The sequence below is a fragment of the Pseudomonas sp. CFBP13528 genome, from assembly GCF_005233615.1.
GTDB classification, from domain to species: domain Bacteria; phylum Pseudomonadota; class Gammaproteobacteria; order Pseudomonadales; family Pseudomonadaceae; genus Aquipseudomonas; species Aquipseudomonas fluorescens_AM.
The window spans coordinates 13,386-37,683 of record NZ_QGAJ01000011.1 but is presented as its reverse complement, the minus strand read 5'-3'; the positions used below and the strand labels follow the sequence as shown (position 1 = coordinate 37,683).

Sequence of the window (24,298 nt, the reverse complement as noted above, 5' to 3'; positions counted from 1 at the left end):
GACGTAAGCGTAGGTAACGGAGCAAGGCGCTTGCCGTAATGTCAGCCACTTCCTACAGCTGTCCTACGTACTCTCCCGCACCTGCAACTCAAACCCCATATCCACCACCGGCTTGGCGATCCTGTTACCCGCCATGATCGTCAGCAAATGCTCCGCCGCACGCCGGCCAATGGCTTCGCGTGGTGTGCTGATGCTGCTCAGGCGCGGCACCATGAACGACGAGGCGGGCAGGTCGTTGAAACCCAGCACGGCCACGCGCTCCGGCACTTTGATGCCGTGGCGCAGGGCTTCCAGCAAGGCGCCCTGGGCCAGGTCGTCGTTGCCGAAGAAAATGGCATCCACGTGCGGATGCGTCGCCAGCAATTGCAGGAACAGTTCGCCACCCAGGCCCACGGAAGAAGGGCGGGGCGTCAGCAATTCCAGCGCCGGGTCGTACAGGCCCGCTTGCTGCAAAGCGCGGCGGAAGCCTTCGCCACGCAGCAAGGTGCGCTGGTCCAATTGCGCGCCGATATAGGCCAGGCGCTTGCGCCCGCGCGCGAGCAGATGCGCCGCCGCCGTTTCACCCGCGGCCAGTTGCGAAAAGCCCACGCAGTTGACGCCGGCGTTGGGGTCCAGGTCCATCATGTACACGCAGGGCACATTACTGGTCTCGACCATCCGTCGCGCGCTTTCGGTGCGGTCGAACCCGGTCAGCAGCAAGCCCCGAGGCTGGTAAGCCATGTAGTTGCGCAGCAGGTTTTCTTCTTCGTCGCGGCAATAGTGGAAGTTGCCGATCAGCACTTCAAAGCCCTTGGGCCGCAGCACCTGGTGGATGGCTTCGAGGGTTTCGATAAACAGCAGGTTGGACAATGACGGCACCAATACCACCACCGAATGGCTCTGGGCCGACGCCAGGGCGCGGGCGGCGGGGTTGACCACGTAGCTGAGTTCGGCGGCGGCCTGCTGCACTTTCTCCACCAGTTCGGTGGCGACCGTGCTGATGCCACGCAGGGCGCGGGAGGCGGTAATCGGGCTGACGCCGGCCAGACGGGCAACTTCATTCAATGTAGGGCGACCGGTCGTGCGGGTATTTTTATCGTTCTTGGAGGTCATCAGGCGGCTTGCCAAACAAAAATCGAGGCACTAAGGTAGCGCTGTCTCCAAACGGCTGCAAATGCTTGAACGTTGGGTTGCCTGATCCCGTTCAAATGATTGGAGCGGATGCACGCGTCACTCCATAAAAAAAGACAAGACGGCGCGGGAAAAGCCTGTTTTTGCACTAGCCTTATGCTGTGCAAAGGTAGCGCTATCTGCGTCCTGAGGTGTTTATGAGTCAACCTGTTACCGCCCTGGTCATCATGGGTGTTGCCGGCTGTGGCAAAACCAGCGTCAGCGAGGCCCTGTGCCGTCTGAACGGTGCCACCGCCATTGAAGGCGACAGCTTTCACCCCGCCGCGAACATTGAAAAGATGAGCGCCGGCCACCCCCTCAACGACGACGACCGTGCCGGCTGGCTCGACATCCTCTGCGATGAATTGCGCCGCTCGCTCAAGGCCGGTGAACATCCGGTGCTCACCTGTTCGGCCCTGAAAAGGAAATACCGTGACCACCTGCGCGAAGCCGCGCCGGGCCTGGGCTTTGTATTCCTGGAGCTGACCCGTGAAGTGGCCGCCGACCGCGTGTCCCATCGCCCCGGCCATTTCATGCCGGCAAGCCTGATCGACAGCCAGTTCGCCACCCTCGAGTCGCCCAAGGGCGAGCCGCTGACCCTGGCCCTCAACGCCAGCGAAGACAGCGTCGAGCAATTGGCCGAGCAGACCAATGCCTGGTGGCGCGAGCACGGCTTTGAACCCACTCATTGATTTTTTGCCGGAAAGATAGCGCTATCCCCGGCAGGAAGTTCAACACCCGCTTTAATAACAACAACAAACAGGAGAGACCCCCATGTTTGGCATGTCCCACGAGTCATACCTGCTGCTGGATGCAGTCGTCACTATCATCGGCTTGATCGTTTTGATCACCAAGTTCAAGGTGCACCCGTTCATCGCACTGATCATCGCGGCGGGCTTTCTCGGCCTGACCTCGGGCATGCCCGTGGAGAAGATCATCAAGGCGTTCCAGGACGGCTTCGGCGGCGTGCTCGGCTTTGTCGGCATCATCCTCGCGCTGGGGACCATGCTCGGCAAGATGATGGCCGAGTCCGGCGGTGCCGATCAGATCGCCCAGACCCTGATCCGCGCCTTCGGCAAGGAAAAGGTCCAGTGGGCCATGATGTTCGCCGCGTTCCTGGTGGGCATCCCGCTGTTCTTCGAGATCGGCTTTGTGCTGCTGATCCCGCTGGTGTTCATCGTGGCGCGGCGTACCGGCGTGTCGCTGATCAAGATCGGCATCCCGTTGCTCGCCGGCCTGTCGGCCGTACACGGCCTGGTACCACCGCACCCGGGCCCGCTGCTGGCCATCGGCGTGTTTGGCGCGGACATCGGCAAGACCATTCTGTACGGCCTGATCGTCGCCTTGCCGACCGCCATCATTGCCGGCCCGATCTTCGGTACCTTCATCGCCAAGTACATCCCGGGCAACCCGTCCCAGGAACTGGTCGACCAACTGGCCCGCGAGACCGATAACAAGGCGCTGCCCAGCTTCGCCATTACTCTGGTCACCGTGCTGCTGCCGGTGTTCCTGATGCTGCTCAAAACCTTTGCCGACATCGCCTTTGCCGAAGGCAACGTGGTGCGCAACTGGATGGACATGATCGGTCACCCGATCACCGCGCTGCTGCTGGCGTTGCTGCTGTCGCTGTACACCTTCGGCCATCGCCAGGGCATCCATTCCAAGCAGATCCTCAAACTGCTCGACGCCAGCCTTGCGCCGACCGCCGCGATCATCCTGATCATCGGTGCCGGTGGCGGCTTCAAGCAGATGCTGGTGACCAGCGGCGTGGGTGACGTGATCGGCCACATGGCGGTGAACGCACAGATCAACCCGATCCTGCTGGCGTGGCTGGTGGCGGCGGTGATTCGTGTGGCCACAGGTTCCGCCACCGTGGCGACCATTACCGGCGCGGGCATCGTGGTGCCGGTGGTGGGGATGATCCCCGGGGTTAACCGTGAACTGCTGGTGCTGGCGACGGGGGCGGGGTCGTTGATTCTGTCTCACGTCAACGATGCGGGGTTCTGGCTGGTCAAGCAGTACTTCAATATGACCGTGGCCGAGACGTTCAAGACGTGGACGGCGATGGAGACCATTCTGTCGGTGGTGGCGTTGATCTTCATCATGCTGCTGTCGTTGGTGGTCTGACAGACACACCGCAAGACAAATGTGGGAGGGGGCTTGCCCCCGATGGCAGAGTGTCAGTCACTGTGTTTGGTGACTGATACACCGCCATCGGGGGCAAGCCCCCTCCCACATTTTGACCGAGTCAGACGCTGGCTTTCGGTGCTAGACCATCGGCCCTGAACATCCCGCGAATCCCGCGCACCGCCTGGCGAATCCGGTCCTGGTTCTCGATCAGCGCAAAGCGCACATGATCATCGCCATACTCGCCAAAGCCGATCCCCGGCGATACACACACCTTGGCCTCCAGCAGCAGTTTCTTGGCAAACTCCAGCGAGCCCATGGCGGCATACTGCTCGGGAATCTTGGCCCAGACGTACATCGACGCCTTCGGATTTTCCACCTTCCAGCCCAGCTCATGCAGGCCTTTGACCAACACGTTACGGCGCTGGCGATACTGCTCGGCGATGTCTTTGACGCACTGTTGATCGCCTTCCAGCGCAGCAATCGCCGCCACCTGCAACGGGGTGAAGGTGCCGTAGTCGTGGTAGCTCTTGATGCGCGCCAGGGCGTTGACCAGTTCCGGGTTGCCCACCATGAAGCCGATGCGCCAGCCGGCCATGTTGTAGCTCTTGGACAGGGTGAAAAACTCCACCGCGATGTCCTTGGCGCCGGGCACCTGCATGATCGACGGCGCTTTCCAGCCGTCATAGACGATGTCGGCGTAGGCCAGGTCGTGCACCACCAGCACATCGTATTGCTTGGCCAGCGCGATCACGCGTTCGAAGAAATCCAGCTCCACGCACTGTGCAGTGGGGTTGGAGGGAAAGCCGAGGATCATCATCTTTGGCTTGGGGATCGAGCCGCGAATCGCCCGTTCCAGTTCGTCGAAGAAGTCCACGCCGGGCACCAGCGGTACCGACCGCACCTGGGCGCCGGCAATCACGGCACCGTAGATGTGAATTGGATAGCTCGGGTTCGGCACCAGAACCGTGTCGCCCTGGTCCAGGGTGGCCAGCATCAAGTGCGCCAGGCCTTCCTTGGAACCGATGGTGACGATGGCCTCGGTTTCGGGGTCGATGTCCACTTCATAACGGTCCTTGTACCAGCGCGAAATAGCGCGGCGCAGGCGCGGAATGCCTTTGGAGGTGGAGTAGCCGTGGGTGTCCTCGCGCTGGGCGACGGTGACCATTTTCTCCACGATGTGCGGTGGCGTGGCGCCGTCGGGGTTACCCATGCTCAAGTCGATGATGTCTTCGCCGCGCCGACGCGCAGCCATCTTCAGCTCGGCAGTGATATTGAAAACATAGGGGGGGAGTCGATCTATGCGCGCAAAGCGGCGCGGCGAACCTGGGTTTGCCATTGTGGCCTCGAAGTACGTAAGCGCCCGGAACCGTCCGAGCGACGTCGGCCACTGCGGTGGCCTGCGGGGCAGACAATACGGTCGATGATGGCAAGTTGTCCAGATGCGCTGGAAAAATTTCTACATGGAGTACCGCGCGGATATGCCCCTATACTCGTTACGGGTTTGTTCCCTCATAAGAAGGAGACTGTTCGTATGGATCAGCAGACAAGACAACCGTTGGAGCCACGCATGGAAGCCGGCAAGGCCCTGGTGATCGCAGGCGTCCAAGGGCGTTATTCGAAGGCCACCGTGGGGGATATTCCACGGCTATGGGAATTGTTCGATGACTGCGTCAAGGACATCAAGAAGCGCGTCGGCGGCGTGACGTATGGGGTTTGCCATAATCCCAGGCATGGCGAATTCGACTACATGGCCGGTGTTGAAGTCCCGAGCAAAAGCGATGTGCCGAGCAATTTCCAGAGCATTGAAATTCCACCACTGAACTATGCCGTCTTCCCTCATCACGGGCCGGTGCAAGCGCTTGAGCAAACCTACGAGCGCATCATGTTCGAGTGGCTGCCGCACTCGGGCTACAAGGTGATGGGGGCGGATTTCGAGCGCTACAGTGCGGATTTTGATGGAAGGAAGGGCACCGGGACGGTGGAGATTTGGCTACCGGTGGGCGAGAAGGGCTGAAGCGGATGTCAGTGGCGTATGAGCGGCAGACTCAATCTGCGCTCATACCCGATCCGCCCTTTGTACGCCTCACCGCTGTCCACCCAACCTGCAGCCAGATACAGCCTCATCGCCGCCTCATTGTCCGCATCCACCGACAATTCCAGCGCCTTGATCTGCGGCCACGCCTGTAGCGCGGCTTCGGGCAGTGCCTGCAGACAGGCCTTGCCGAAGCCGTGCCCTTGCTGGCGCCTGTCTACCTGCAATGCGTGCAATGTGGCGCTGTCCTCGTGGGCCCAATGGGGCAGGCACGGTGGGCGTTTGAGCAGCAGGAAGGCGACCGGCACGTCGCCGGCGAGGAGGGCGAAGCCTTTGATGCTGTCGGGGTTGGGATTGACCAGCAGGCTGTTCAGCGCGCAGTAGATATCACCGGAGTAAGCCAGTTGCTCGGGATGCACGGTCAGGCCGTCCAGTTGCTGTTTTTGCACAACGTTCAGCGTTTCGTAGGGGGCGAGGCGGGTTTGCATGAGCGGCATATGCTGAAATCCTACGAAGGGGCGGGAATTCTACCTCATTCGCTTACGGCGCTTTTGCCTCTTGCATACGTCGGTCTTGATTGCTTACTCAAGCATCTTTGCCAACAACCAACTCCCCGCCGGGCCCGGCGGTTGCTGCCGCGACCACATCGCGTCCACCGCCACCGAGCGCGGCCAACCGCGCACCTTGAGCTCGACCAACTGGTTGCCGCCGAAGCGCTCCACCAACCAGCGCGGTATGGGGGCCCAGCCAAAGCCCAGTTGCGCCATCTCCATCAGCATCAGGTAGCTCGGCGCCGACCACACGCGTTGGGCGCCACGGTTTTCGTCAGGGTTGATGATGCTTGCCAGGCGCAGCTCCCGATGCTGTTGCAGGGTGTGCGGATCAAGACCGGGCAGGCTCGCCAGCGGGTGTTTGGGCGAGACGAACAAGGCGATTTCGGTGCGTTCTTCAACCGGCGAGCAACTGAGGTCAGGGGGATAAACCTCCTGCTGCTCGATAAACGCGATGTGCGCCCGGCCGCTTTGCACCAGGGCGATCAGGTCTTCGCACTCGGCGATCAGGCATTCCAACTCAAGGTCCGGGTAGCGTTGTTCAAAGGCGCTGAGGGCGACTTCGAAACGGTCGGACTGGTAGGTATCGGACATGGCGATACTCAGCTTCGGCTCCAGCCCCTGGGCCAATTGACTGGCCGCCAGGTCCAGTCGGCTGCTGGCCTCCAGCACCTGTTCGGCGCGCTGCAACAGCACCTGGCCGGCGGGGGTCAGCGCCGGCTTGCGGCTGCTGCGATCGAACAACATCACATCCAGATCGATTTCCAGGCTTGCCACCGCTGCGCTGATGGTCGACTGGCTCTTGCCCAACTTGCGTGCGGCGGCGGAAAACGAACCCTGGGTGGCGGCCTGGACAAACGCCTGGAGCACTTCATGGGAGGCCATGACTATCGCCTTGATCGATGGTTATTGGTTATGAAGTATCGGCTCCACGCGTGATCATGGCAACCATCGTCACTCAAGGAGCCGGGTCATGAACCCTACCAAGTCGATTACTGAACGTGTTTGCCAGGCCATCGGTTTCGAAGCGCTGGCGTTGTTGATCTGCACGCCGTTGCTGGCGTGGATCATGGACAAGCCTGCGCTGGAGATGGGCATGGTCGCCCTGGCGATCAGCCTGATCGCGCTGACGTGGAACATCCTCTTCAACAGCCTGTTCGACCGCCTCAAGGCGCGCCTGCAACTGAGCAACAACGGCCGGACCCGCATAGTGCATGCGCTGCTGTTCGAGGGCGGGTTGATTATTGTGGTGGTGCCGTTGGTAGCCGGATGGCTGAATATCAGCCTGCTGCAGGCGTTCATGCTCGACATCGGCGTACTGCTGTTCTTCCTGCCGTACACCTATGTGTACCACTGGGCGTATGACGTGATTCGGGAACGAGTCACCCGCAAAACACCCATCGCCCTGTAGCCGTCAGCCGCTTACAGAAACATGCCGCCCGAGGCCTCAATCCGCTGGCCGGTGATCCATTGGCCGCCATCGGCCAGCAGCAGCGCGATGGCCCCGCCAATATCGTCGGGCAGACCGGCGCGGCCCAGGGCGGTGTTGTTGGCGACCATGGCATTGAGGTTGGCGTTATCGCGTACCGCACCGCCGCCGAAGTCGGTTTCAATCGCGCCAGGGGCGAGGATATTTACGCTGATGCCACGCGCGCCGAGCTCCTTGGCCTGGTAGCGGGTCAGCACTTCCATCGCGCCTTTCATCGCCGCGTAGGCCGCGTAGCCCGGCAGGCTGAAGCGCGCCAGGCCGCTGGACACATTGAGAATGCGACCACCGTCGCGAATCAACGGCAACAGCTTCTGTGTCAGAAAAAAGGGCCCTTTGAATTGGATCGCGACCAGTTGGTCGAACTGGGCTTCGGTGGTTTCGGCAAAGCTTGCGTGAATGCCGATACCGGCGTTGTTGACCAGAAAATCAAAGTGATCCTGTGCGAACACATCCTTGAGCGCGTCAGTTACTTGATCGGCGAAACCTTCGAACGTCGCGCTCTGGCTGACATCCAGTTGCAACATCGCCGCACGGCCGCCCAGTTGTTCGATTTGCGCCACTAACGCCTGCGCCTCATCGGCCTTGCTGTGGTAAGTGCCGAGGATATCGACGCCCTGGGCGGCAAGGTGCAGTGCAGCGCTTTTGCCCAAGCCGCGGCTGGCGCCGGTGATCAGTGCGATTTTACGTGGGGTCATGGTGCAGTCCTCTTGAGTGATGATGGGACTGAGTGTATTTGTCCGCCCATAACGTGATAAACAACGCTGTACCGGAATCACTGGTCGGACATGGCGAACAATCCCGTGAATAAACTTGAGCTGCTGCGCACTTTTGTGCGCGTGACCGAACTGTCGAGCTTTACCCAGGCCGGTGAAAGCCTCGGCCTGCCGCGCTCCACCGTGTCCGAACAGGTACGCGCCCTGGAAGAACTGCTCGGTGCACGCCTGTTGCAACGCACCACGCGCAAGGTGCAGGCCACCCAGGACGGCCAGGTGTTGTATGAGCGCAGCAAGGATTTGCTGGCGCACATGGAGGAACTGGAGGGCCTGTTTCGACAGGACGAAACCCAGTTGGCCGGGCGCATACGGGTGGACATGCCCAACGTGATAGCGCGCACGCTGATCGTGCCCAACCTGCCGCCGTTCATGGAACGCCACCCCCTGATCGAGATGCAAATCGGCAGCTCGGACCGCCAGGTGGACCTGATCGCCGAAGGCTTCGATTGCGTGGTGCGCGTGGGGGCCCAGCCCGACCAGAGCGTGGTGGCGCGGCGGGTGTGCAGCATGGCGATGGTCAACTGCGTGAGCGCAGGGTATGTGCAGCGCTACGGCATTCCGCACACCCTGGCTGACCTGCAACATCATCGGCTGGTGCATTACGTACGGCCGCTGGGCGCACGGTCAACGGGGTTCGAGTACCTGCAAGGCAACAAGGTGCAGCGGTTGCCGATGGCCGGGCGGGTGACCGTCAACAGCACCGATGCGTACCAGGCGGCGTGCCTGGGCGGCTTTGGCATTATTCAAGTGCCACGGCTCGGCATTCGCGACTTGCTGGCCAGTGGTGAATTGGTCGCGGTGCTGGCTGATTACCCGGCGCCGCCGCTGGACGTGTCGTTGCTCTACGCCGGCCAGCGGCATTTGCCGTTGCGCGTGCGGGTGTTCATGGAATGGTTGGCCGCCACCCTGCAAGCCCATCTTTGACTTGCGCCGCCAACCACTAATAACGCTTTTTGCAGGAGCGAGGGGGGCGCCTAGCTCTTGCTCGCGAAAAACTCACAGGCACCGCGCTCATTCAGAAAGCACGCGTTATCGTTGACGTTTTTCGCGAGCAAGCTCGCTCCTACATTCGATTGAGGGAGGGTCAGAACAGTTGGGTGAACAGCCAGTAAAGGCTGCCCGACAACACAATCGCCGCCGGCAACGTCAAGACCCAGGCCATCAACAAATTGCGGATGGTGCGCATCTGCAAGCCGCCACCGTTGGCCACCATGGTCCCGGCCACACCCGATGACAACACATGAGTGGTCGATACCGGCAGACCGAACATGTCCGCCGCGCCAATGGTCAGCATCGCCACGGTCTCGGCCGAGGCGCCCTGGGCGTACGTCAGGTGGGTCTTGCCGATCTTCTCGCCCACCGTCACCACGATGCGCTTCCAGCCGACCATGGTGCCGAGCCCCAGGGCGATGGCCACTGCGATCTTGACCCACAGCGGGATAAAGCGCGTGGCGCTGTCGATCTGTTGCTTGAACAGCTGCAGTTTGCCCTGGGTGTCGGCGTCGAAATCGCCGACCTTGCCCTTGTCCATCAGGCGGATGGTTTCGCTGGTCAGGTACATGTCGTTACGCACGTTGCCCACCGCTTCAGCCGGTACTGCGGCCAGGGAGCCATAGCCTTTGACTTCGGCGCCGATGTGCCCGGTGATGGCGGCGAGCGCGGGCACCAGTTCCGGCGTGGCCTGCTGGGTGCGCACATAGGTCGACAAGGTTGCACGGGAATCGGCGGGTGCCGGCTGCGGTGTTGTTTTTACCAACGCAGCCTGGGTAACTTCGGCGACCGCCGCGAATTGCAGCGACTGGTCGGCGGGCATGGTGCGGTTCAGGGCGTAGGCCATCGGCAGGGTGCCCACCAGGATCAGCATGATCAGGCCCATGCCTTTTTGCCCATCGTTGGAGCCGTGGGCGAACGACACACCGGTGCAGGTGACGATCAGCATGCCGCGAATCCACCACGGCGGCGGGGTGTCGCCCTTGGGCGCTTTGTACAGCGAGCGATTCTTCACAAAGGCGCGCAGCGCCAGCAACAGCAAGGCGGCAAACGCAAAGCCGATCAGCGGCGACAACAGCAGCGCGTAACCGATCTTGGCCGCCTGGCTCCAATCCACTCCACTGGTGCCATCGCGACCATGCATCAACGCATTCGCCACGCCGACGCCAATGATCGAGCCGATCAGTGTGTGGGACGACGACGCCGGCAAACCCAGCCACCAGGTGCCGAGGTTCCACAGGATCGCGGCGATCAGCAGGGCGAAAATCATCGCGAAGCCGGCCGATGAGCCCACCTGCAGGATCAGCTCCACCGGCAGCAGGGCGATGATGCCGAACGCCACCGCGCCGCTGGATAGCAGCACGCCGAGAAAATTGAAAAAGCCCGACCACACCACCGCAAAATGCGGCGGCAGCGAGTTGGTATAGATCACCGTGGCCACCGCATTGGCGGTGTCGTGAAAGCCATTGACGAACTCAAAGCCCAGGGCGATCAGCAGCGCCACGCCGAGCAGCAGGAATGGGGTCCAGGTGGTGAGCTGAGCGCCCATTTCGTGCATGTCATGCATCAGGCTGTAGGCGGTGAACAGCAGGCCCATGGCGAGCACGGCGAAGAACATGATCACCGTGACCAGGCCGGGCTTGGTGTCCAGGCGCGGTGTTGGGGCAGAGGGTGAGGCAGTCAGGGAAGGGGTGGCCATGCCGGAGCATCCAGTGTGAGGAGGATGGCGTTCATGATCATTGCAAATTGTTACAGAGATGCTGCGACAGGTCAGTGTTTAGGTGGGGAGTGCCTGTCAGTTCATTAAATCCTTACGCTTTCTGAATGCCCAGCGCCCGGCAATCAGGGTGAAGGTCGCCACCAGCGCGACCAATATCCAAAAGCCTTCCGGGTCCTGTGACAGCGGCACCCCACCCACATTCATGCCGAAAAATCCGGCGATGATGTTGATCGGCAGCGCCAGCACTGTCACCACCGTGAGGGTGAACAGCGTGCGGTTGCTTTGCTCGTTGAGGTTGGCGGCGATCTCTTCCTGCAACAGCTTGATGCGCTCGCCCAGGGCCGTCAGGTCGTTGATGATCAGCGCGAACTCTTCAGTGGATTTGCGCAGCTCCTTCACGTCTTCCTTTTGCAGCCAGTGCGGCGGCCGGTTGAGCAGGCGTAACAGCGAGCCCGGTTCCAGTGCCAGCAGGCGTTGCAAACGCACCAGCACGCGGCGCGCGGCACCGAGTTCGGCGCGGTTGGTGGACAGGCGCGAGGACAGCAACTGGTCTTCGATATGATCGACGCTGAGGCTGGTCTTGCGCACGATCTGCGTCAGCACTTCGCCCTGGTCGCGCAGCAAATGCACCAGCAACTCCAGCGGCGAGCGAAAACGTTCACCGGCCTTCACCGACGAGCGCAACTTATCCACCGAGTGCAGCGGTTGCAGGCGCGCACTGATCAGCAAGCGACTGCGCGCGCACACCCACAAGGTGGATATATCCGAGGAGACCATGCTGCTGAAATTGAATACCACGTCGTTGACCACCGCCAGCAGGGCCGAATCGACATGCTCGATGCGCGTGGAGCGCGAGCCCTCGTGCAGCGCTTCGAAGAACTCCTCGGGCAGTTCCAGGTGCGCTTGCATCCAGCGCTCACAGGCGGCATGGGCCAGGTTCAGGTGCAGCCAGAGAAATGCCTGCGGGTCACCGGGTTGTTGCAGCCACTGCAGCGCGGCAGCGGAGTCAATCTGCTGGCCTTTTTCGCCGGGGAGAAAGCGGAAACCGTAAAGCAGGCCAAACAGGTCGGGGTCCTGATGGGCGTGGTCGATACTATGGTTCATGAGAGCTCGCGCGGTGGAGACTGCCAGCATTGTGAGGGAAATTATATTGCAGTTTCGTGAAGGGCAAATGTCCGCTGTTGTGAATCTGACTGTTGCGAATGACTGGTCTATACCTGTTGTTTCTGACAGTAGATGATTATAAAAACTTCATGTTGAATGGGGTTGTAGTACTAACTTTATCACTCAACAGGACAACTACAATGATAGCCTCTACACTTCCAGACCTTGAGATTCCTGGCAGCCGTGCAAATGAATTTGGCGTGACTGTAAATGTCGGCCACTTTGACCCTTTGACAGTGGAAGTGCCCCCAATAACAAACCTTCCTCCATGGGGGTACATTACCATCACGGTCTACGTTGATGGGACGCCAGTAGCGGGGAGTATTGTGGACGCCAGCAATCCAACCTGTATTTCAATTGATATCCCGCCATTTGCCGTGCGGTGCTGTTGGCAAGCTATCCGATATGAAGTATCTGGCCCGCTTGGCGGCGATCAATCCAATATAGTGTATGTGCTCAACGAGGGCGGGCAAAGCAATTGAACTCACACCTGAGTGCCGAAGTGATGGTTTCCCTGACGTGGGTGAGTATTGGGTGTGATCGCTTGTACTTTTATTAAGTGAAGGTTTCAATTGAGTGGCTTCTTAAATGAATAAAACGCCAACCAGTTGGCGTTTTATCTTTAAGCGTAACTCAAGTGTCGAGTTTGTCTTCCAGCACAGCGCCGGTTTTGGCGTCGAGCTTGACTTCGTATTTCTTGCCGGCGGTGTCGGTCAGGTCAACTTCATAAACGAGTACGCCGCTGTTGTTGTGGTCCAACTCGGTGTCGTTGATCGTTGCGCCAGCATGTTTGGCGACGGCCGCAGCGTTGAGTTTTTCGAATGGCATCACGGCACCGGACTTGAGCAGGCCTTCAATCTGATCCGGACGAACATCCGCCTGGGCCAGGCCGGCAGTCAGCGTCAGGGCGGTGGCGGCGAACAGAGCGGTCAAGGTTTTCATGGTGTGTGTCCTTCTGGTTGAGTTGTTTAAGTGGCGCCAGATTAACCGGCGCAACTTAACTCATCCTTAATGGCTCACTGACACCAACGCCTCAGTATTTATGATCGCTCAGCAGGTCCTGCACGCTGGACGACGGCCAGCGCTTGTAGAACTTCAACAGTTCGGCGGCACGGTTGGTGAAGATGCCATCGACACCGGCCTTCATCACTTTGTCGAAATCAACCGGCTCATCCACGGTGTACACATGCACCAACAGGCCCCTGTCGTGGGTCAGCTTGTTCATCTCAGGCTTGACCAGGTCGGTGTAGCTCTGGTCGCCATGGTCGGTCAGTTCAGCCGACGGGCCGGTGCCGATGGCGCCGAGGCTTTTGGCCTGGTCGACCCATTTTTCGAACTCGGCCGCGTCTTTCGGTTCCTGCTTGGCGTAATAGGCAGCTTTGGTCGCTTCGCCGGACTCGGCGAAGGTCACTTTGGATTTGGGTTCAATGCTGCCTTCACCGACCCACAACAGCAGGATCTTCGGCGTGTTGGGCATTTCTTTCTGCAGTTCTTTCAGGCTGGCCACCTCGAAGGTTTGCAGCACCACACGGCCCTTGCCCTGGCCGACACCGGTGTTGCTCTTGCCCAGCTTGGAGCCGGCAGAGCTCAACCAGCCCTTGTCCAGCAACTTGTTTTTCAGGTCGGCCTCGATGCCCGGGAATTGCTTGGGCTCCTTGGTCTCGATGTACAGGCCGGGCTTATGTTGCGGATTGCCTTCGGCGATCTTGATGATGTCATCCAGGCTCTGGATTTTCAGGCCGACGAAACCTGGGCGTGCACGGTCCGGGTAGGCGGCGTTGAACCAGCTGCCGGCGTCCAGGCTTTGCAGTTCTTTCCAGGTGAATTCGTTGGCTGGCGCGTCTTTACGCTCGGGGAACTTGGTCGCCACGTCGGTGGTGCGTTGCAGGTTGTTGTCGTGCAGGGCGAACAATACGCCGTCCTTGCTGCGCTGCAGGTCCAGTTCCAGGTAGTCGGCGCCCAGGTCGCGCGCGACCTTGTAGGCGGCGGCGGTGGACTCGGGGGCGTCATAGGACGCGCCGCGGTGGGCGATCACGGCAGGGTAGGGGATGCCTTCGTTTGTTGCCAGTTCAGCCGGGCTGATCGGGTCGGCAGCCTGTGCGGGAGCAAGGCCGAGCATCAGCGCCAGCAGCACGGCACTCCCTATCGTGGTGCGCACCGGGCCGTTGGTTAACGTGACAGGCATATGCGAAGTCCTTTCGTGGAGGTAGCTTTGAGAAGGTGTCCTTTTTAACAATTGATTGCGAAAGGCGCTATCACCAAACTGACATTAACGTGCGCACGCGCCAATTTTGTGGGTTTTTCTGCGATGTATTGCAGTACTCTTAGCCACAGCTGCCCCGTCAGAGGGCGGTATTTTTTGCCACGCGTGTAAACCATCTTTCCAGTCCCTGTGGGACTTTTCAGTGAGGTTTACCATGCGCATCACTTCCGAGCTTATCTGCCAGGCCGCCGACCAACTCCACGGTTTTGTCGGCCTGAATCGCAAGACGGGTCAGTACATCGTGCGTTTCAGCGAAGATGCCTTCGGCATGGACGTGGCCGATGACGGCATCATTCCCACCGCCGAGTTCGTCTGGGTACCGGCTGCCGACCACACCATGATCCTGTCGCGCGCACGCATTCAATTACTGCTGGAGCAGAATATCGACGATCGGCTCAACATCAGCGAACCGTTGCGGGTGTACATGCGCCGGGCCGAGATCCCGCAGATCAGTGCGTTGCGTAGCCTGGTCAGCTAGGCCTGCACCTGTGTGAAGGTCAACCTGTGGGGGCGGGCCGAAGGTTCACGTCGGGAATCTGTAGTCCCGCTCTACTTTGCATACGCGGGTTTGAAACGCTGTGTACCAGAGGGAACGCCCTTGCTCTCGCACCTGTCGATGTTCGGCCTGCTGTTTCCAGGCCAGGATCGCCGCTTCGCTGCTCCAGTAAGACACGGTGATCCCCAATCCCTCTTCCCGCGCCGACTCCACGCCGAGAAATCCCGGCTGTGCACGCGCCAGCTCCACCATGCGCGTGGCGGCCTGAGCGTAGCCCTGGTCGCCCTCGGTGCGCAGTGAGCTGAAGATCACCGCGTAGTAGGGGGGTGTCGGTGTCTTGGCGATCATGCCGAGGCCTCCCGGCACGCCTTGAGCAGGGCAATTGCCAGCGGTGGGGTGGTGCCTTTGAGGGCGGCACGTTCGGGTTGGAACAGCGTGGCGACGAAAAAAGGATGGTTCAGCAGTTCCATCGCACGAAGTTCGCCGGCAGCATCATGCCCGCCGGGAATCATCTCCCCCTCGAGCAGTGCATGAGCGAACTCTGGATTGATACCGAAGCTGCAACGATAACCTTCGTGGATATCCAGGCTGCCGTAGGCTTGGGCGATACGCGTGTTGGGTAGCAGGCGCACGGTGTCGCTTGCTTCCACCAGCGCACAGCTCAATGGCGTAATGACTGCGCGCCTGGCGCCCGGTACCAACTCGCCGTGTTCGGCATCCGCCCATCCCAGCACGTTGCGGGCATATTCGAGCACAGCGTGCTGAAAACCGCCGCAGGTGCCGAGGAACGGCCGCCGCTGTTCGCGGGCAAAGCGGATGGCTCGCAGCGCGCCTTCGGTATCGCGGTAAGGGCTGGCAGGCACGCACCAAAAGCCGTCGAACCCGTGCAGCGAGGCCGTCGAGGTGAGGGTGTCGGTGCCGAGCCAGTGCAGGTTCACGCTCAGCTTCAGGGCTTGGGCCGCTTGTTGCAGCGCTACCGGGATGGCTTGGTGCGCAATCACGTCGGGGTTGTAATCGCCGATCAGAGCGAGGTGAAGCGGGGTGTCGTTCATCGTGTGCATCCCATGGCTTGTGGTGACCTGAAGGGCACTATAGATTGGCGCTCACGCAATCGATATTGGCGTTTTCCCACATGGTCAATGCAGCCGCGCACTATCAGGTCGACTACACCGACCTGTCGCTGGTCCTCGCTCTGGTCCGTGGCGGCACGCTGGCGCGGGCGGCGGGGTTGCTGCGGGTGGATGTGTCCACAGTGTTCCGGGCAGTGCGGCGCCTGGAAGCAGCCCTGGGCCAGACGTTGTTTGAAAAAAGCCGCGCTGGCTATCTGCCTACCAGTTTAGCCAACCACTTGGCGCAGCAGGCCGAGCGCGCGGAGCTTGCCCTGGAGGCTGCGCGTATCGGTGTGGAGCAGGGCGGTGAAGTGATCAGCGGCACGGTGCGCCTGACCTGTACCGACTCGGTGCTGCAAGGTCTGCTGCTACCCGCCCTGGCCAGGTTCATGGCGGACTATCCGGCGTTGATCCTGGAACTGAGCACCTCCAACGATTTCGCCAACCTCAGCCGCCGCGATGCGGATATCGCGCTGCGTCTGACCCGCAAGCCGCCGGAGCATCTTGTCGGACGTTGCCTGGGCACGGTGACCTATCAGGTGTGCGCCAGTGCCGACTATGCCCGTCGGCATGCAGGCCAGGAACTGGCCGACCTGGCCTGGATCGCGCCGGACGACTTTTTGCCCGACCACCCCACCGTGGCCTGGCGCCGTGAGCATCTGCCGGGCGTGCGTCCCGGTTATCGCTGCAACAGCATGCAGTCGGTGACGGAATTGGTACGCGCCGGGCTTGGGGTGGCCGCGTTGCCGGATTTCCTGATAAACGATGGCCTGCAGCCCCTGGGACCCGCGTTGGCAGGGCATGAGACGGCGCTGTGGCTGTTGACGCGCCCTGATTGCCGGGCGTTGCGTTCGGTGGTGACGCTGTTTGATGAGCTGGGGCGACACGTGCGCTGGCTGCGCCATTAGGTTTTGCGCACAAAGTGCTGATGCATTTCACAGGTCAGGGTTTCGATACGCTCGGTCAGCTGTTTGGTCATTTCCGTCAGCCGCGTGTTCTGCTCCAACAGTTCCAGCAGCTGTTGGGTGGTCTGTTCCGCCTGGGCCTGGCGTGCGGTATTGGCGGTGGCCAGGGCTTCGCGGTGTTGTGCGTCGGCGTCGGACTGGGCTTTGTCGCGCGCCGCCTGGCGCGTCTGGGCCAGCAGGATCAGCGGCGCGGCATAGGCCGATTGCAGACTGAAGGCCAGGTTGAGCAAGATGAAGGGGTAGACGTCGAAGTGGGTGATGCCGGTCATGTTCAGCACCACCCACAGCACCACAATGGCGGTTTGCGCGCCAAGGAACGTTGGGGTGCCAAAGAAGCGCGCGAAGGCTTCGGCCTTGAGGGCAAAGGTGTCGTTGCCAAAGGTCGGCGCCAGGTGAGCGTGGTGGCGATGGAAACGCAGGTGGTCGACAGGGATTGGGTCAGGTTTATCTGAAGTCATGGCAGGCTCGAGTCGATGGCGTAAGGCTTACGCACTATAGACCGAGCCCCGGCCAGGCACATGAAGAAGCCGTCAGCGATTGCCCCGCTCATTGGCGAACGCGCTCACCGCCTGCACCGCCTCGCTGGTGCCTTCACGAATCTGCAGGATCACCGTACCGGCCTGGTTGGCCAGCTCCACGCCCTGAGCCGCGCGGTCGCGGGTGGCGTCCATGCTGTCGATGGCCTGGCGGGTTTCGTCCTGGATCATGGCGATCATGCCGGAAATTTCCGCCGTGGAGCCGCTGGTACGCGCCGCCAATTGGCGGACTTCATCGGCGACCACGGCAAAGCCACGGCCTTGCTCCCCCGCGCGGGCCGCTTCGATGGCGGCGTTGAGGGCCAGCAGGTTGGTCTGGTCGGCGATACCGCGAATGGTGTTGACGATGGTGGTGATCTGCTGCGACCGCTCACCCAACTTGGCGATCAGTTGCGAGGAGGCGTCAATATCGACGGCGATTTCGCGCATGCCGGTGGCGGTTTTCTGAATCACGTCGGCGCCCTTTTCGGCCATGTCCTGGGTATTGAGCGACAGGTGATACGCCTGCGCAGCGCTTTGCGCGTCAGCGGCATGCTGTTGCACACGGGCGGTGACATCCGAGGCAAACTTCACCACTTTGCACAGACGCCCGCTGGCGTCGTACACCGGGTTGTAGTTGGCTTCGAGCCACAGCGCGTTGCCGTGCTTGTCCACGCGCTCGAACTGGCCGTTGAACAGTTCACCCTGGTTCAGACGCTTCCAGAATTCGCTGTAGGCAGCGCTGCCGGCAAGCGCCGGGGTGCAGAACAGACGGTGATGCTTGCCCTGGATCTGCGCCAGGCTGTAGCCCGTGCGCTGCAGGAAGTTCGCATTGGCGGTGATGATGGTGCCATCGAGGTTGAACTCGATCATCGCCATGGCGCGGTCGATGGCTTGCAGCTTGGCGTTGGCTTCACTTTCGGCCTGCAGGCGTGGGGTGACGTCCATCGCGTACTTCACCACTTTGATCACGCGGCCGGCTTCATCCTTGACCGGGTTGTAACTGGCTTCCAGCCATACCGATTGGCCATCGGCGCCTACCCGTTCAAAGGTGCCTGACTGGAATTGGCCGTTACGCAACTGCGTCCACAGCTGGTTGTACTCGGCGCTGCGGGCGAACGTCGGTGTGCAGAACATGCGGTGGGGTTGGCCCAGGATCTGTTCGGCGCGGTAGCCCATGGTCTTGAAGAAATTGTCATTGGCGCGCAGCACCGTGCCCTGCAGGTCGAATTCGATAACCGCCATGGAACGCTCGATCGCGTCCAGCAGGCTGGCTTGTTGCGCAGTGGTGTGTTGCAAGGCAGTGATGGTTTTTTTGTAAGCGTTGAATAGCATGTTCGGGAGCTCGAGCAGGCATGCGTATGAGGATTCCATGTAGATGCGCCTGACCCCGTAGGGCATCTGGGCCTCACGGTTGACTTGCTCATTGCCAGCTTCCTTGTGCTGACAGAGGGGGTGGAACAACGGGTTCAGAGTGATTGGCCAGCCAGGAAGTTCGCCTCCTGGGAAGCTTTTTTCTGACTAGGTGACCAGTGGTGGCAGTATGCTATCTCGGCAGGCTTTCGGAGGAAGATTCAGACGAAGAGTTGTAAGACGACTCAGGCCGACGTCTTACCGGCGACGGAGGGTATTGACCTCATAACCTGCGAGGAACAGATCGATCGCCGATTCGATCACATGGGCCTGGGACGCTGCGTCGAGGGTGGGTTGGCCAAGGGTAATCTGCGGCCAGAAAGCAAAGGCCTTGAGCAGGCTTTGTATCTGGTGAGCGGCGAACGCCGGATCGTCGCCACTCAGTCGTCCGTCTTCCTGGGCGGCGCGTACCCACAAGGTAAAGCCTTCTTCACGCGCGCTCAGGCGGCTGACCATGTCCTGGGCGCGTTCCGGCGAATGAATGGTGGCCGCAATGGCCACGCGCGCCAGGTCGAGGAAGTTGGCGTCCGACATCATCTTCATTTTCGCTTCCAGCAACTTGCGCAGTTGATCGCGCAACGGTTGGTCGCTGCTGTATGCCACATCCAGCTGCGCGGCACTGCTGGCCCACAACTGATGGAGAATTTCGGCGAATAGCTCTTCTTTACTGGGGAAGTGGTTATAGACCGTACGCTTGGAAACGCCGGCAGTGGCGGCGATCCTGTCCATGCTGGTGACCTCGAAGCCATTCTTGCGAAATTCGGCGATGGCCGCCGTCACGATAGCTTCGCGTTTACGGTCGGTGAGGCGTGGGGAGGCATTCATGGAGGACGTTCGGCTCAAAAATGAAATTACACTCGGCAGTTTACTTGTTCAGGATTTTGTTGCAATGTAGAAACTACACTGTGCAGTGTAATTCATGAGCAGACGTAGGAGTCACTGTGTAATGGGCACCCTTTCAACCCGTCTCGATCCCGCACCCACTGCGCTCAAGCCTGCCGAGCGGGAGCAGGGCCACTTCCATAACGATGCGCCGGTGCCGCACGGTGGCTTTGGCAAGACCTTGCGCATCTTTTGGAACATGTTGTTTAACAAACCGCTTACTACAAGGCCTGTGGGCAACATCCCGGTACAGAGCCTGACCCGTGAACACCTGGAGGCAGCCCCCAATCACAGTGTGTTCCGCCTGGGCCATTCAACCGTGCTGCTGAAAATGCGCGACAAGTTCTGGATCACCGACCCGGTGTTCGCCGAGCGCGCCTCGCCGTTCAGTTGGGCCGGCCCCAAGCGTTTCCACCCACCGCCTATCACCCTTGAAGCATTGCCGCCCTTGGAGGCGGTGATCCTGTCCCACAATCACTACGACCACCTCGACCGCGCGGCGGTCGTCCAATTAGCCGACAAGACGCGCTACTTTCTGGCGCCTCTGGGGGTGGGAGACACGCTGGTCAAATGGGGTGTGGATGCCGGCAAAGTGCGGCAACTGGACTGGTGGCAGGGCACCGAGGTCGATGGCGTCCGTTTTGTTGCCACGCCGGCGCAGCATTTTTCCGGGCGTGGCCTGTTTGACGGCAATCAGACCCTATGGTGTTCCTGGGTGATGATCGATGACGCGCGGCGGATATTTTTCAGCGGCGATACGGGGTATTTCGACGGCTTCAAGCGGATCGGCGAGCAATACGGACCGTTTGACCTGACCCTCATGGAAACCGGGGCCTACAACGTCGACTGGCCTCACGTGCATATGCAGCCGGAGCAAACATTGCAGGCGCATATCGACCTCAGGGGCCGTTGGCTGCTACCGATTCACAACGGCACGTTCGACCTGGCGTTCCACGCCTGGCACGAGCCGTTCGACCGCATCATGGCACTGGCCTGGGAGCGCAATGTGTCGATCACTACACCGGCCATGGGGCAGGCGTTCAGGCTCAACCAGCCCGAGCGAGGGCATGCGTGGTGGCTGGAAGTAGAGACTCAAGATGCAAAAGGACACGCTGCAGGCTGATTAACGAGCGTGGGGAAAAAGGTGTTTTCAGGGTGTTTCAACGCTGCGACAAACGTCGGACGGGAGTGCGATGATCCCTCGGAAATTTAATGTAGGGGGAGACGTTGTCATGAACGATAACTGCAAGAAAGTGTGGCGATTGGGCATACCCTGCTTACCGGCGTGCACGCACGCCGTTGCGCATGAGAGCGCTGATCCTGGTTCTTCCAGCCCCATCCAGGCGCGAACCGACAACGCCAACTCCGGTGCTATCGTCTTCGGTGCTACGCGCGCTGAGGGAGCGGTGCTCATACCCGGCTACAATGCTTTGGCGCCAATGATCAGGCCCACGCGAGACCCGGCTTTATCACTGATCGCAATCAGTGGTGTCGACCCCACTGAGCCCGTGATGGTTGAAGTCCCCCTGGTGCAAAACAGCAGCGCTTCGGATGCATCCCTGGTGCTGGAGGGATGGCGTATCGGTTATGCCAGCCGATATGTACGCGATGGTCAGATCGAACCCGCCGATCACAGTGCGACCCTGCAGCGCGCGCTCGTCATCCTGCGCCAGGCGGGCGTGCAGTTAGTAGCAGTGGACGCGCAGTGTACGAGCGACCCGCTTGAATCCGGCACTGCCATTGATGGGCTTGTGACCCGTCATCGTTTGGATGCCTTGATGTCAGACGAGCAAAGCCAGGCGTTTCATGCCGCTTGCAGAAGCGGCTACCCCAGTGGCTGCCAGGCACTGGAAGAGGGGGCCAGGCTCTGGTTTTATGGGGCCCGCTGGGCGGGTGAGCGGGTGAAGGTTCTGCTGCGAATTTATGCTCAACTGATAGCATCCAGCGTACCTACAGCAGTTATGGAATGATCATACCGGGCAGTGGGATTAGCTCTGCATAGAGCTGCCGGAACAACCTCTTAGACTGCTGTCGGGTTATCGGACGATAGCCCTCATTCAGTCACTTAAAGGGGTATTTTATGATCGGACCCGTTTCGGCAGGTGGGTGGGCGTCAGGCCTGGTGCAAGAACTTTCAAATCCGCCGCAGGGCTTCAAGGGCGCCTGTCAAATGGCAGGGGAGATGTCCAGCCGTGGTGCGGTCACCTCAGAGTCGCTGGTGAAGGACTCCCTCAGACAAATCGCTAATGTTGATCGTGGACTGCAGGGCGGTAACGCGTTTGTAGAAACCAACCCGGATGCCCTCAAGGACGCCAGGGCTCGCGATCTGGAACGTAAAAAGGGCCATTTGCGCGGGTATTTGCATGGCGTTCCCATTGCACTCAAGGATGTGTTCGAAACCGGGGACCGTATGCAGACAAGCGCTGGTTCCAAGGCGTTGGTGGGAGAGAGCGCGACTAAAAATGCCAGGGTTGTGGACAACTTGCTGGGGGCAGGGGTAGTGGTGGTTGGTAAAACCAACATGAGCGAACTGTCTAACTTCCGCTCCAAACTGCCCGTGGATGGCTGGAGTTCGCGAGGCGGCCAAACGCTGAACCCACATCGCCTCGGAGGGGCGGTGGCAGGGTCGAGTTCAGGCTCAGCAGTGGCAGTTGCCCAGGGGCATGTGCCGCTGGCGTTGGGGCTGGAAACCAGCGGGTCGGTCATTACTCCAGCGGCTTATAACGGCGTTTTTGGCTTGAAAACCTCCGTAGGCTTGCTGAGCAACGAGGGGGTCATGACCAGCTCACGCATGGATACGATTGGCACATTCACCCGTAATGTCTGTGATGCGGCAGAAGCGCTCAACGCCATGGCCGAAACCCGTGTCTATACCGAAGGATTGCGGCCCGACGCGTTGAAAGGCAAGCGCATTGGCTACACGCCTGTGCCTGAATTGTCTGCAGAGGAGGCCAGGGACCCCGCGAAGCGGGCCGACAGCAAGCATTACGCACAGGCGCTTGAGGTGTTGCGGGCTCAAGGTGCGATCCTGGTGCCCGTTGGCACCCTCGAGGATGGCGTCGAGGAGCAAACCTACACCGATTACAACGAAGCGTTGTTTTCAGACGTCAAGCATCACTTGGAAGAGTATCTTGCCGGACGCGAAGGCTTGCCTGTCAAATCGCTCACCGAGCTGATCGCATTCAATAAGCGTAACCAGCAACCTGGTGAGCCTGATCACAAGCTGCTTGAGCTTATCAATGGCCTGGAAACGACTCAGGACCAGCGCGATAAGCTGTGGGACGCCGTCCTCCCTGTTTTTCAAAAGACCATCGATGATCCGATGAAAGAGCACAAGCTCGACGCCATGGTGTCGAATTTCCTCTCAAACAATTATTTCTTCAGTGCTGCGGCAGGTTACCCCGCAATGTCCGTTCCCTCGGGCATGGATGATGAAGGTATGCCAACTGCACTTTACCTTTACGGGGCGGCTAACAGCGAGGCCACCTTACTGTCCGCTGCCTATGTTTATGAGCAGGCCACACAGGCGATCAAAGAGCCGGCATTCCTCCCGGGCACTCCGTTTACGCCAGCACCCGTAACGGCAGATAACGCGGCCGAGGCACCTGCAGGCAACGTCTGAAGGTGATCCAACCTCTGCTCAACGGCGCAGGGTAGAGGTTGTCCCTGTGCGGCCAACCGACAAATAATGCGTAGAGCTGCGCCACTGCTGGCCCGATGTCGGCGTGGCTTGAACTCAATGTCATGGAGAGAAAACCATGGCCTGTAGAATTCACATCCTTGGCGCTGCAGGCGTCGGGACGTCCACCCTGGGCAAGGCGTTGGCCGACTGCCTGAATGTGGCCTTTTTCGACTCGGACTTCTATTACTGGCAGCAAACCCCGGAACCGTTCTCTGCTGCCCGACCCAAAGATGAGCGCATCCGCCTGCTGCAGGAACACACCGCAAGCCATGAAGGTTGGGTGTTGTCCGGCTCACTCTGCGGATGGGGGGATACCCTGATCCCGCTGTTCACCCATGTGGTCTTTCTGCGCCTGGACCCCGACGTCCGCCTGCACCGCCTGCGCGTGCGAGAACAACAGCGCTACGGCGACCAGATACTCGAAGGCGGCAGCCGCCATGTAAACAGCGCCACATTTCTTGCCTGTGCCGCGCGTTACGACGACGGCAACCGCAGCCTGCGCAGTTTGCGTCGGCATGAAAGCTGGTTGAAGCCATTGAGTTGCCCGGTAATCCGGCTGGACTCTACGCACCATTCGGTTGAGGCGTTGACGAGTCAATTGATGCAGCGGGTGAACCCAGCAACCGAGAGATGATGCCGGGTGCCGCGGGGTCGGCCGCTACGGTGTCGAACCGGCGTTTGCTCATTCCCCATCCCGGTGCAAACCCAGGGAAAAACACCAACCCTTGGGCCTCCAGACAAAATGCCAGGGCCAGTCGAGTTTCATCCTCGACGTCGCCGTGGCTCTCCAGTTGTTGAACGGCCTGCACCGTCACGCCAGCCTGACGGGCCAGTTCTTCGCGGCTCCAACCCAACATGAGGCGGGCCTGGGCGCTGTGTTTGGCGGTGAATTGATGAAGGACGATCTGCTGTTCTACGAAAGAGCTCATTGCCAGAGAGGACATTGGGATTTCTCCAGGTTCGACAGGGGAGGCA

General features: G+C 60.4%; 27 protein-coding genes. 12 read left to right on the top strand and 15 right to left on the bottom strand.

Annotated features, from left to right (window positions below):
- Positions 1–63 precede the first annotated feature (63 nt).
- Entirely contained in the window at positions 64–1,095 is a 1,032-nt protein-coding gene (locus PspCFBP13528_RS19150) for a LacI family DNA-binding transcriptional regulator (protein ID WP_162515434.1), read from the bottom strand.
- Positions 1,096–1,307: 212 nt separating this feature from the next.
- On the opposite strand from PspCFBP13528_RS19150, the gene PspCFBP13528_RS19145 reads away from it, so the two are divergent.
- Both PspCFBP13528_RS19145 and PspCFBP13528_RS19140 read left to right on the top strand, forming a co-directional pair.
- Positions 1,308–1,841: a gluconokinase gene (locus PspCFBP13528_RS19145; protein ID WP_101219974.1), complete on the top strand. Its 534-nt coding sequence runs from the start codon at positions 1,308–1,310 to the stop codon at positions 1,839–1,841.
- A gap of 82 nt (positions 1,842–1,923) precedes the next feature.
- Positions 1,924–3,276, top strand: a complete 1,353-nt coding sequence (locus tag PspCFBP13528_RS19140) for a GntP family permease (protein WP_065887726.1) — start codon at positions 1,924–1,926, stop codon at positions 3,274–3,276.
- A gap of 121 nt (positions 3,277–3,397) precedes the next feature.
- Here the strand turns inward: PspCFBP13528_RS19140 and alaC are convergent, their stop codons facing one another.
- The gene (alaC, locus tag PspCFBP13528_RS19135; protein WP_101219975.1) at positions 3,398–4,615 is read right to left on the bottom strand and encodes an alanine transaminase; all 1,218 of its coding nucleotides are present in this window, start codon (positions 4,613–4,615) and stop codon (positions 3,398–3,400) included.
- 195 nt (positions 4,616–4,810) lie between these two features.
- Between alaC and PspCFBP13528_RS19130 the strand changes: the two genes are divergently transcribed.
- A complete protein-coding gene (locus PspCFBP13528_RS19130) occupies positions 4,811–5,293 on the top strand; it encodes a GyrI-like domain-containing protein (protein ID WP_065949420.1) in 483 nt (160 codons plus the stop codon).
- Positions 5,294–5,301: 8 nt separating this feature from the next.
- On the opposite strand, the gene PspCFBP13528_RS19125 is transcribed toward PspCFBP13528_RS19130, so the two are convergent.
- The gene (locus PspCFBP13528_RS19125; RefSeq protein WP_137201295.1) at positions 5,302–5,799 is read right to left on the bottom strand and encodes a GNAT family N-acetyltransferase; all 498 of its coding nucleotides are present in this window, start codon (positions 5,797–5,799) and stop codon (positions 5,302–5,304) included.
- Positions 5,800–5,892: 93 nt separating this feature from the next.
- Positions 5,893–6,747, bottom strand: coding sequence for a LysR family transcriptional regulator (locus PspCFBP13528_RS19120; protein WP_137201254.1), 855 nt, complete (start codon positions 6,745–6,747; stop codon positions 5,893–5,895).
- Between the two features lie 88 nt (positions 6,748–6,835).
- Between PspCFBP13528_RS19120 and PspCFBP13528_RS19115 the strand changes: the two genes are divergently transcribed.
- Positions 6,836–7,273: a multidrug/biocide efflux PACE transporter gene (locus tag PspCFBP13528_RS19115; RefSeq protein ID WP_137201253.1), complete on the top strand. Its 438-nt coding sequence runs from the start codon at positions 6,836–6,838 to the stop codon at positions 7,271–7,273.
- An 11-nt stretch (positions 7,274–7,284) separates the two neighbouring features.
- Here the strand turns inward: PspCFBP13528_RS19115 and PspCFBP13528_RS19110 are convergent, their stop codons facing one another.
- Positions 7,285–8,046: an SDR family oxidoreductase gene (locus PspCFBP13528_RS19110; protein WP_065949423.1), complete on the bottom strand. Its 762-nt coding sequence runs from the start codon at positions 8,044–8,046 to the stop codon at positions 7,285–7,287.
- Between the two features lie 105 nt (positions 8,047–8,151).
- Between PspCFBP13528_RS19110 and PspCFBP13528_RS19105 the strand changes: the two genes are divergently transcribed.
- Positions 8,152–9,048: a LysR family transcriptional regulator gene (locus PspCFBP13528_RS19105; protein WP_101219978.1), complete on the top strand. Its 897-nt coding sequence runs from the start codon at positions 8,152–8,154 to the stop codon at positions 9,046–9,048.
- A 160-nt stretch (positions 9,049–9,208) separates the two neighbouring features.
- Here the strand turns inward: PspCFBP13528_RS19105 and PspCFBP13528_RS19095 are convergent, their stop codons facing one another.
- Entirely contained in the window at positions 9,209–10,813 is a 1,605-nt protein-coding gene (locus PspCFBP13528_RS19095) for an inorganic phosphate transporter (protein WP_065949424.1), read from the bottom strand.
- Positions 10,814–10,909: 96 nt separating this feature from the next.
- On the bottom strand, positions 10,910–11,938 hold the full coding sequence (locus PspCFBP13528_RS19090) for a transporter (protein WP_065949425.1): 1,029 nt from the start codon (positions 11,936–11,938) through the stop codon (positions 10,910–10,912).
- Positions 11,939–12,036: 98 nt separating this feature from the next.
- Here PspCFBP13528_RS19090 and PspCFBP13528_RS19085 point away from each other — a divergent pair, with 98 nt between their 5' ends.
- The gene (locus PspCFBP13528_RS19085) at positions 12,037–12,480 is read left to right on the top strand and encodes a hypothetical protein (protein WP_137201252.1); all 444 of its coding nucleotides are present in this window, start codon (positions 12,037–12,039) and stop codon (positions 12,478–12,480) included.
- Positions 12,481–12,631: 151 nt separating this feature from the next.
- Here the strand turns inward: PspCFBP13528_RS19085 and PspCFBP13528_RS19080 are convergent, their stop codons facing one another.
- Together PspCFBP13528_RS19080 and PspCFBP13528_RS19075 are read right to left on the bottom strand one after the other, a co-directional pair.
- Positions 12,632–12,940, bottom strand: a complete 309-nt coding sequence (locus tag PspCFBP13528_RS19080) for a PepSY domain-containing protein (protein WP_101219979.1) — start codon at positions 12,938–12,940, stop codon at positions 12,632–12,634.
- Between the two features lie 91 nt (positions 12,941–13,031).
- The gene (locus tag PspCFBP13528_RS19075) at positions 13,032–14,183 is read right to left on the bottom strand and encodes a glycerophosphodiester phosphodiesterase family protein (protein ID WP_137201251.1); all 1,152 of its coding nucleotides are present in this window, start codon (positions 14,181–14,183) and stop codon (positions 13,032–13,034) included.
- Between the two features lie 232 nt (positions 14,184–14,415).
- Between PspCFBP13528_RS19075 and PspCFBP13528_RS19070 the strand changes: the two genes are divergently transcribed.
- Positions 14,416–14,739, top strand: a complete 324-nt coding sequence (locus PspCFBP13528_RS19070; RefSeq protein WP_065949428.1) for a DUF2025 family protein — start codon at positions 14,416–14,418, stop codon at positions 14,737–14,739.
- 45 nt (positions 14,740–14,784) lie between these two features.
- On the opposite strand, the gene PspCFBP13528_RS19065 is transcribed toward PspCFBP13528_RS19070, so the two are convergent.
- Positions 14,785–15,105, bottom strand: coding sequence for an antibiotic biosynthesis monooxygenase (locus tag PspCFBP13528_RS19065; protein ID WP_065949429.1), 321 nt, complete (start codon positions 15,103–15,105; stop codon positions 14,785–14,787).
- Entirely contained in the window at positions 15,102–15,809 is a 708-nt protein-coding gene (locus tag PspCFBP13528_RS19060) for a CTP synthase (protein ID WP_137201250.1), read from the bottom strand. The genes PspCFBP13528_RS19065 and PspCFBP13528_RS19060 overlap by 4 nt, the downstream gene beginning before the upstream one ends.
- An 80-nt stretch (positions 15,810–15,889) precedes the next feature.
- Here PspCFBP13528_RS19060 and PspCFBP13528_RS19055 point away from each other — a divergent pair, with 80 nt between their 5' ends.
- Positions 15,890–16,774 carry a LysR family transcriptional regulator gene (locus tag PspCFBP13528_RS19055; RefSeq protein WP_065949431.1) on the top strand — a complete coding sequence of 295 codons (885 nt, stop codon included), beginning with the start codon at positions 15,890–15,892 and terminating at the stop codon, positions 16,772–16,774.
- Here PspCFBP13528_RS19055 and PspCFBP13528_RS19050 read toward each other — a convergent pair.
- The 3 genes from PspCFBP13528_RS19050 to PspCFBP13528_RS19040 form a co-directional block, all read right to left on the bottom strand.
- Positions 16,771–17,289: a DUF1003 domain-containing protein gene (locus tag PspCFBP13528_RS19050; RefSeq protein WP_065949432.1), complete on the bottom strand. Its 519-nt coding sequence runs from the start codon at positions 17,287–17,289 to the stop codon at positions 16,771–16,773. The genes PspCFBP13528_RS19055 and PspCFBP13528_RS19050 overlap by 4 nt on opposite strands.
- A 72-nt stretch (positions 17,290–17,361) precedes the next feature.
- Positions 17,362–18,681: a PAS domain-containing methyl-accepting chemotaxis protein gene (locus PspCFBP13528_RS19045; protein ID WP_065949433.1), complete on the bottom strand. Its 1,320-nt coding sequence runs from the start codon at positions 18,679–18,681 to the stop codon at positions 17,362–17,364.
- Positions 18,682–18,957: 276 nt separating this feature from the next.
- Entirely contained in the window at positions 18,958–19,584 is a 627-nt protein-coding gene (locus tag PspCFBP13528_RS19040) for a TetR/AcrR family transcriptional regulator (RefSeq protein WP_065949434.1), read from the bottom strand.
- 121 nt (positions 19,585–19,705) lie between these two features.
- Here PspCFBP13528_RS19040 and PspCFBP13528_RS19035 point away from each other — a divergent pair, with 121 nt between their 5' ends.
- The 4 genes from PspCFBP13528_RS19035 to PspCFBP13528_RS19020 all read left to right on the top strand — a co-directional run bounded on the left by PspCFBP13528_RS19035 (position 19,706) and on the right by PspCFBP13528_RS19020 (position 23,957).
- Positions 19,706–20,764, top strand: coding sequence for an MBL fold metallo-hydrolase (locus PspCFBP13528_RS19035; protein ID WP_137201249.1), 1,059 nt, complete (start codon positions 19,706–19,708; stop codon positions 20,762–20,764).
- A gap of 109 nt (positions 20,765–20,873) precedes the next feature.
- A complete protein-coding gene (locus PspCFBP13528_RS19030) occupies positions 20,874–21,611 on the top strand; it encodes a hypothetical protein (RefSeq protein ID WP_178084445.1) in 738 nt (245 codons plus the stop codon).
- Between the two features lie 200 nt (positions 21,612–21,811).
- A complete protein-coding gene (locus PspCFBP13528_RS19025) occupies positions 21,812–23,263 on the top strand; it encodes an amidase family protein (RefSeq protein ID WP_065949455.1) in 1,452 nt (483 codons plus the stop codon).
- 136 nt (positions 23,264–23,399) lie between these two features.
- A complete protein-coding gene (locus PspCFBP13528_RS19020) occupies positions 23,400–23,957 on the top strand; it encodes an AAA family ATPase (protein WP_101219984.1) in 558 nt (185 codons plus the stop codon).
- Here the strand turns inward: PspCFBP13528_RS19020 and PspCFBP13528_RS19015 are convergent.
- On the bottom strand, positions 23,887–24,267 hold the full coding sequence (locus tag PspCFBP13528_RS19015; protein WP_083217906.1) for a helix-turn-helix transcriptional regulator: 381 nt from the start codon (positions 24,265–24,267) through the stop codon (positions 23,887–23,889). The genes PspCFBP13528_RS19020 and PspCFBP13528_RS19015 overlap by 71 nt on opposite strands.
- Between the last annotated feature and the right edge of the window lie 31 nt (positions 24,268–24,298).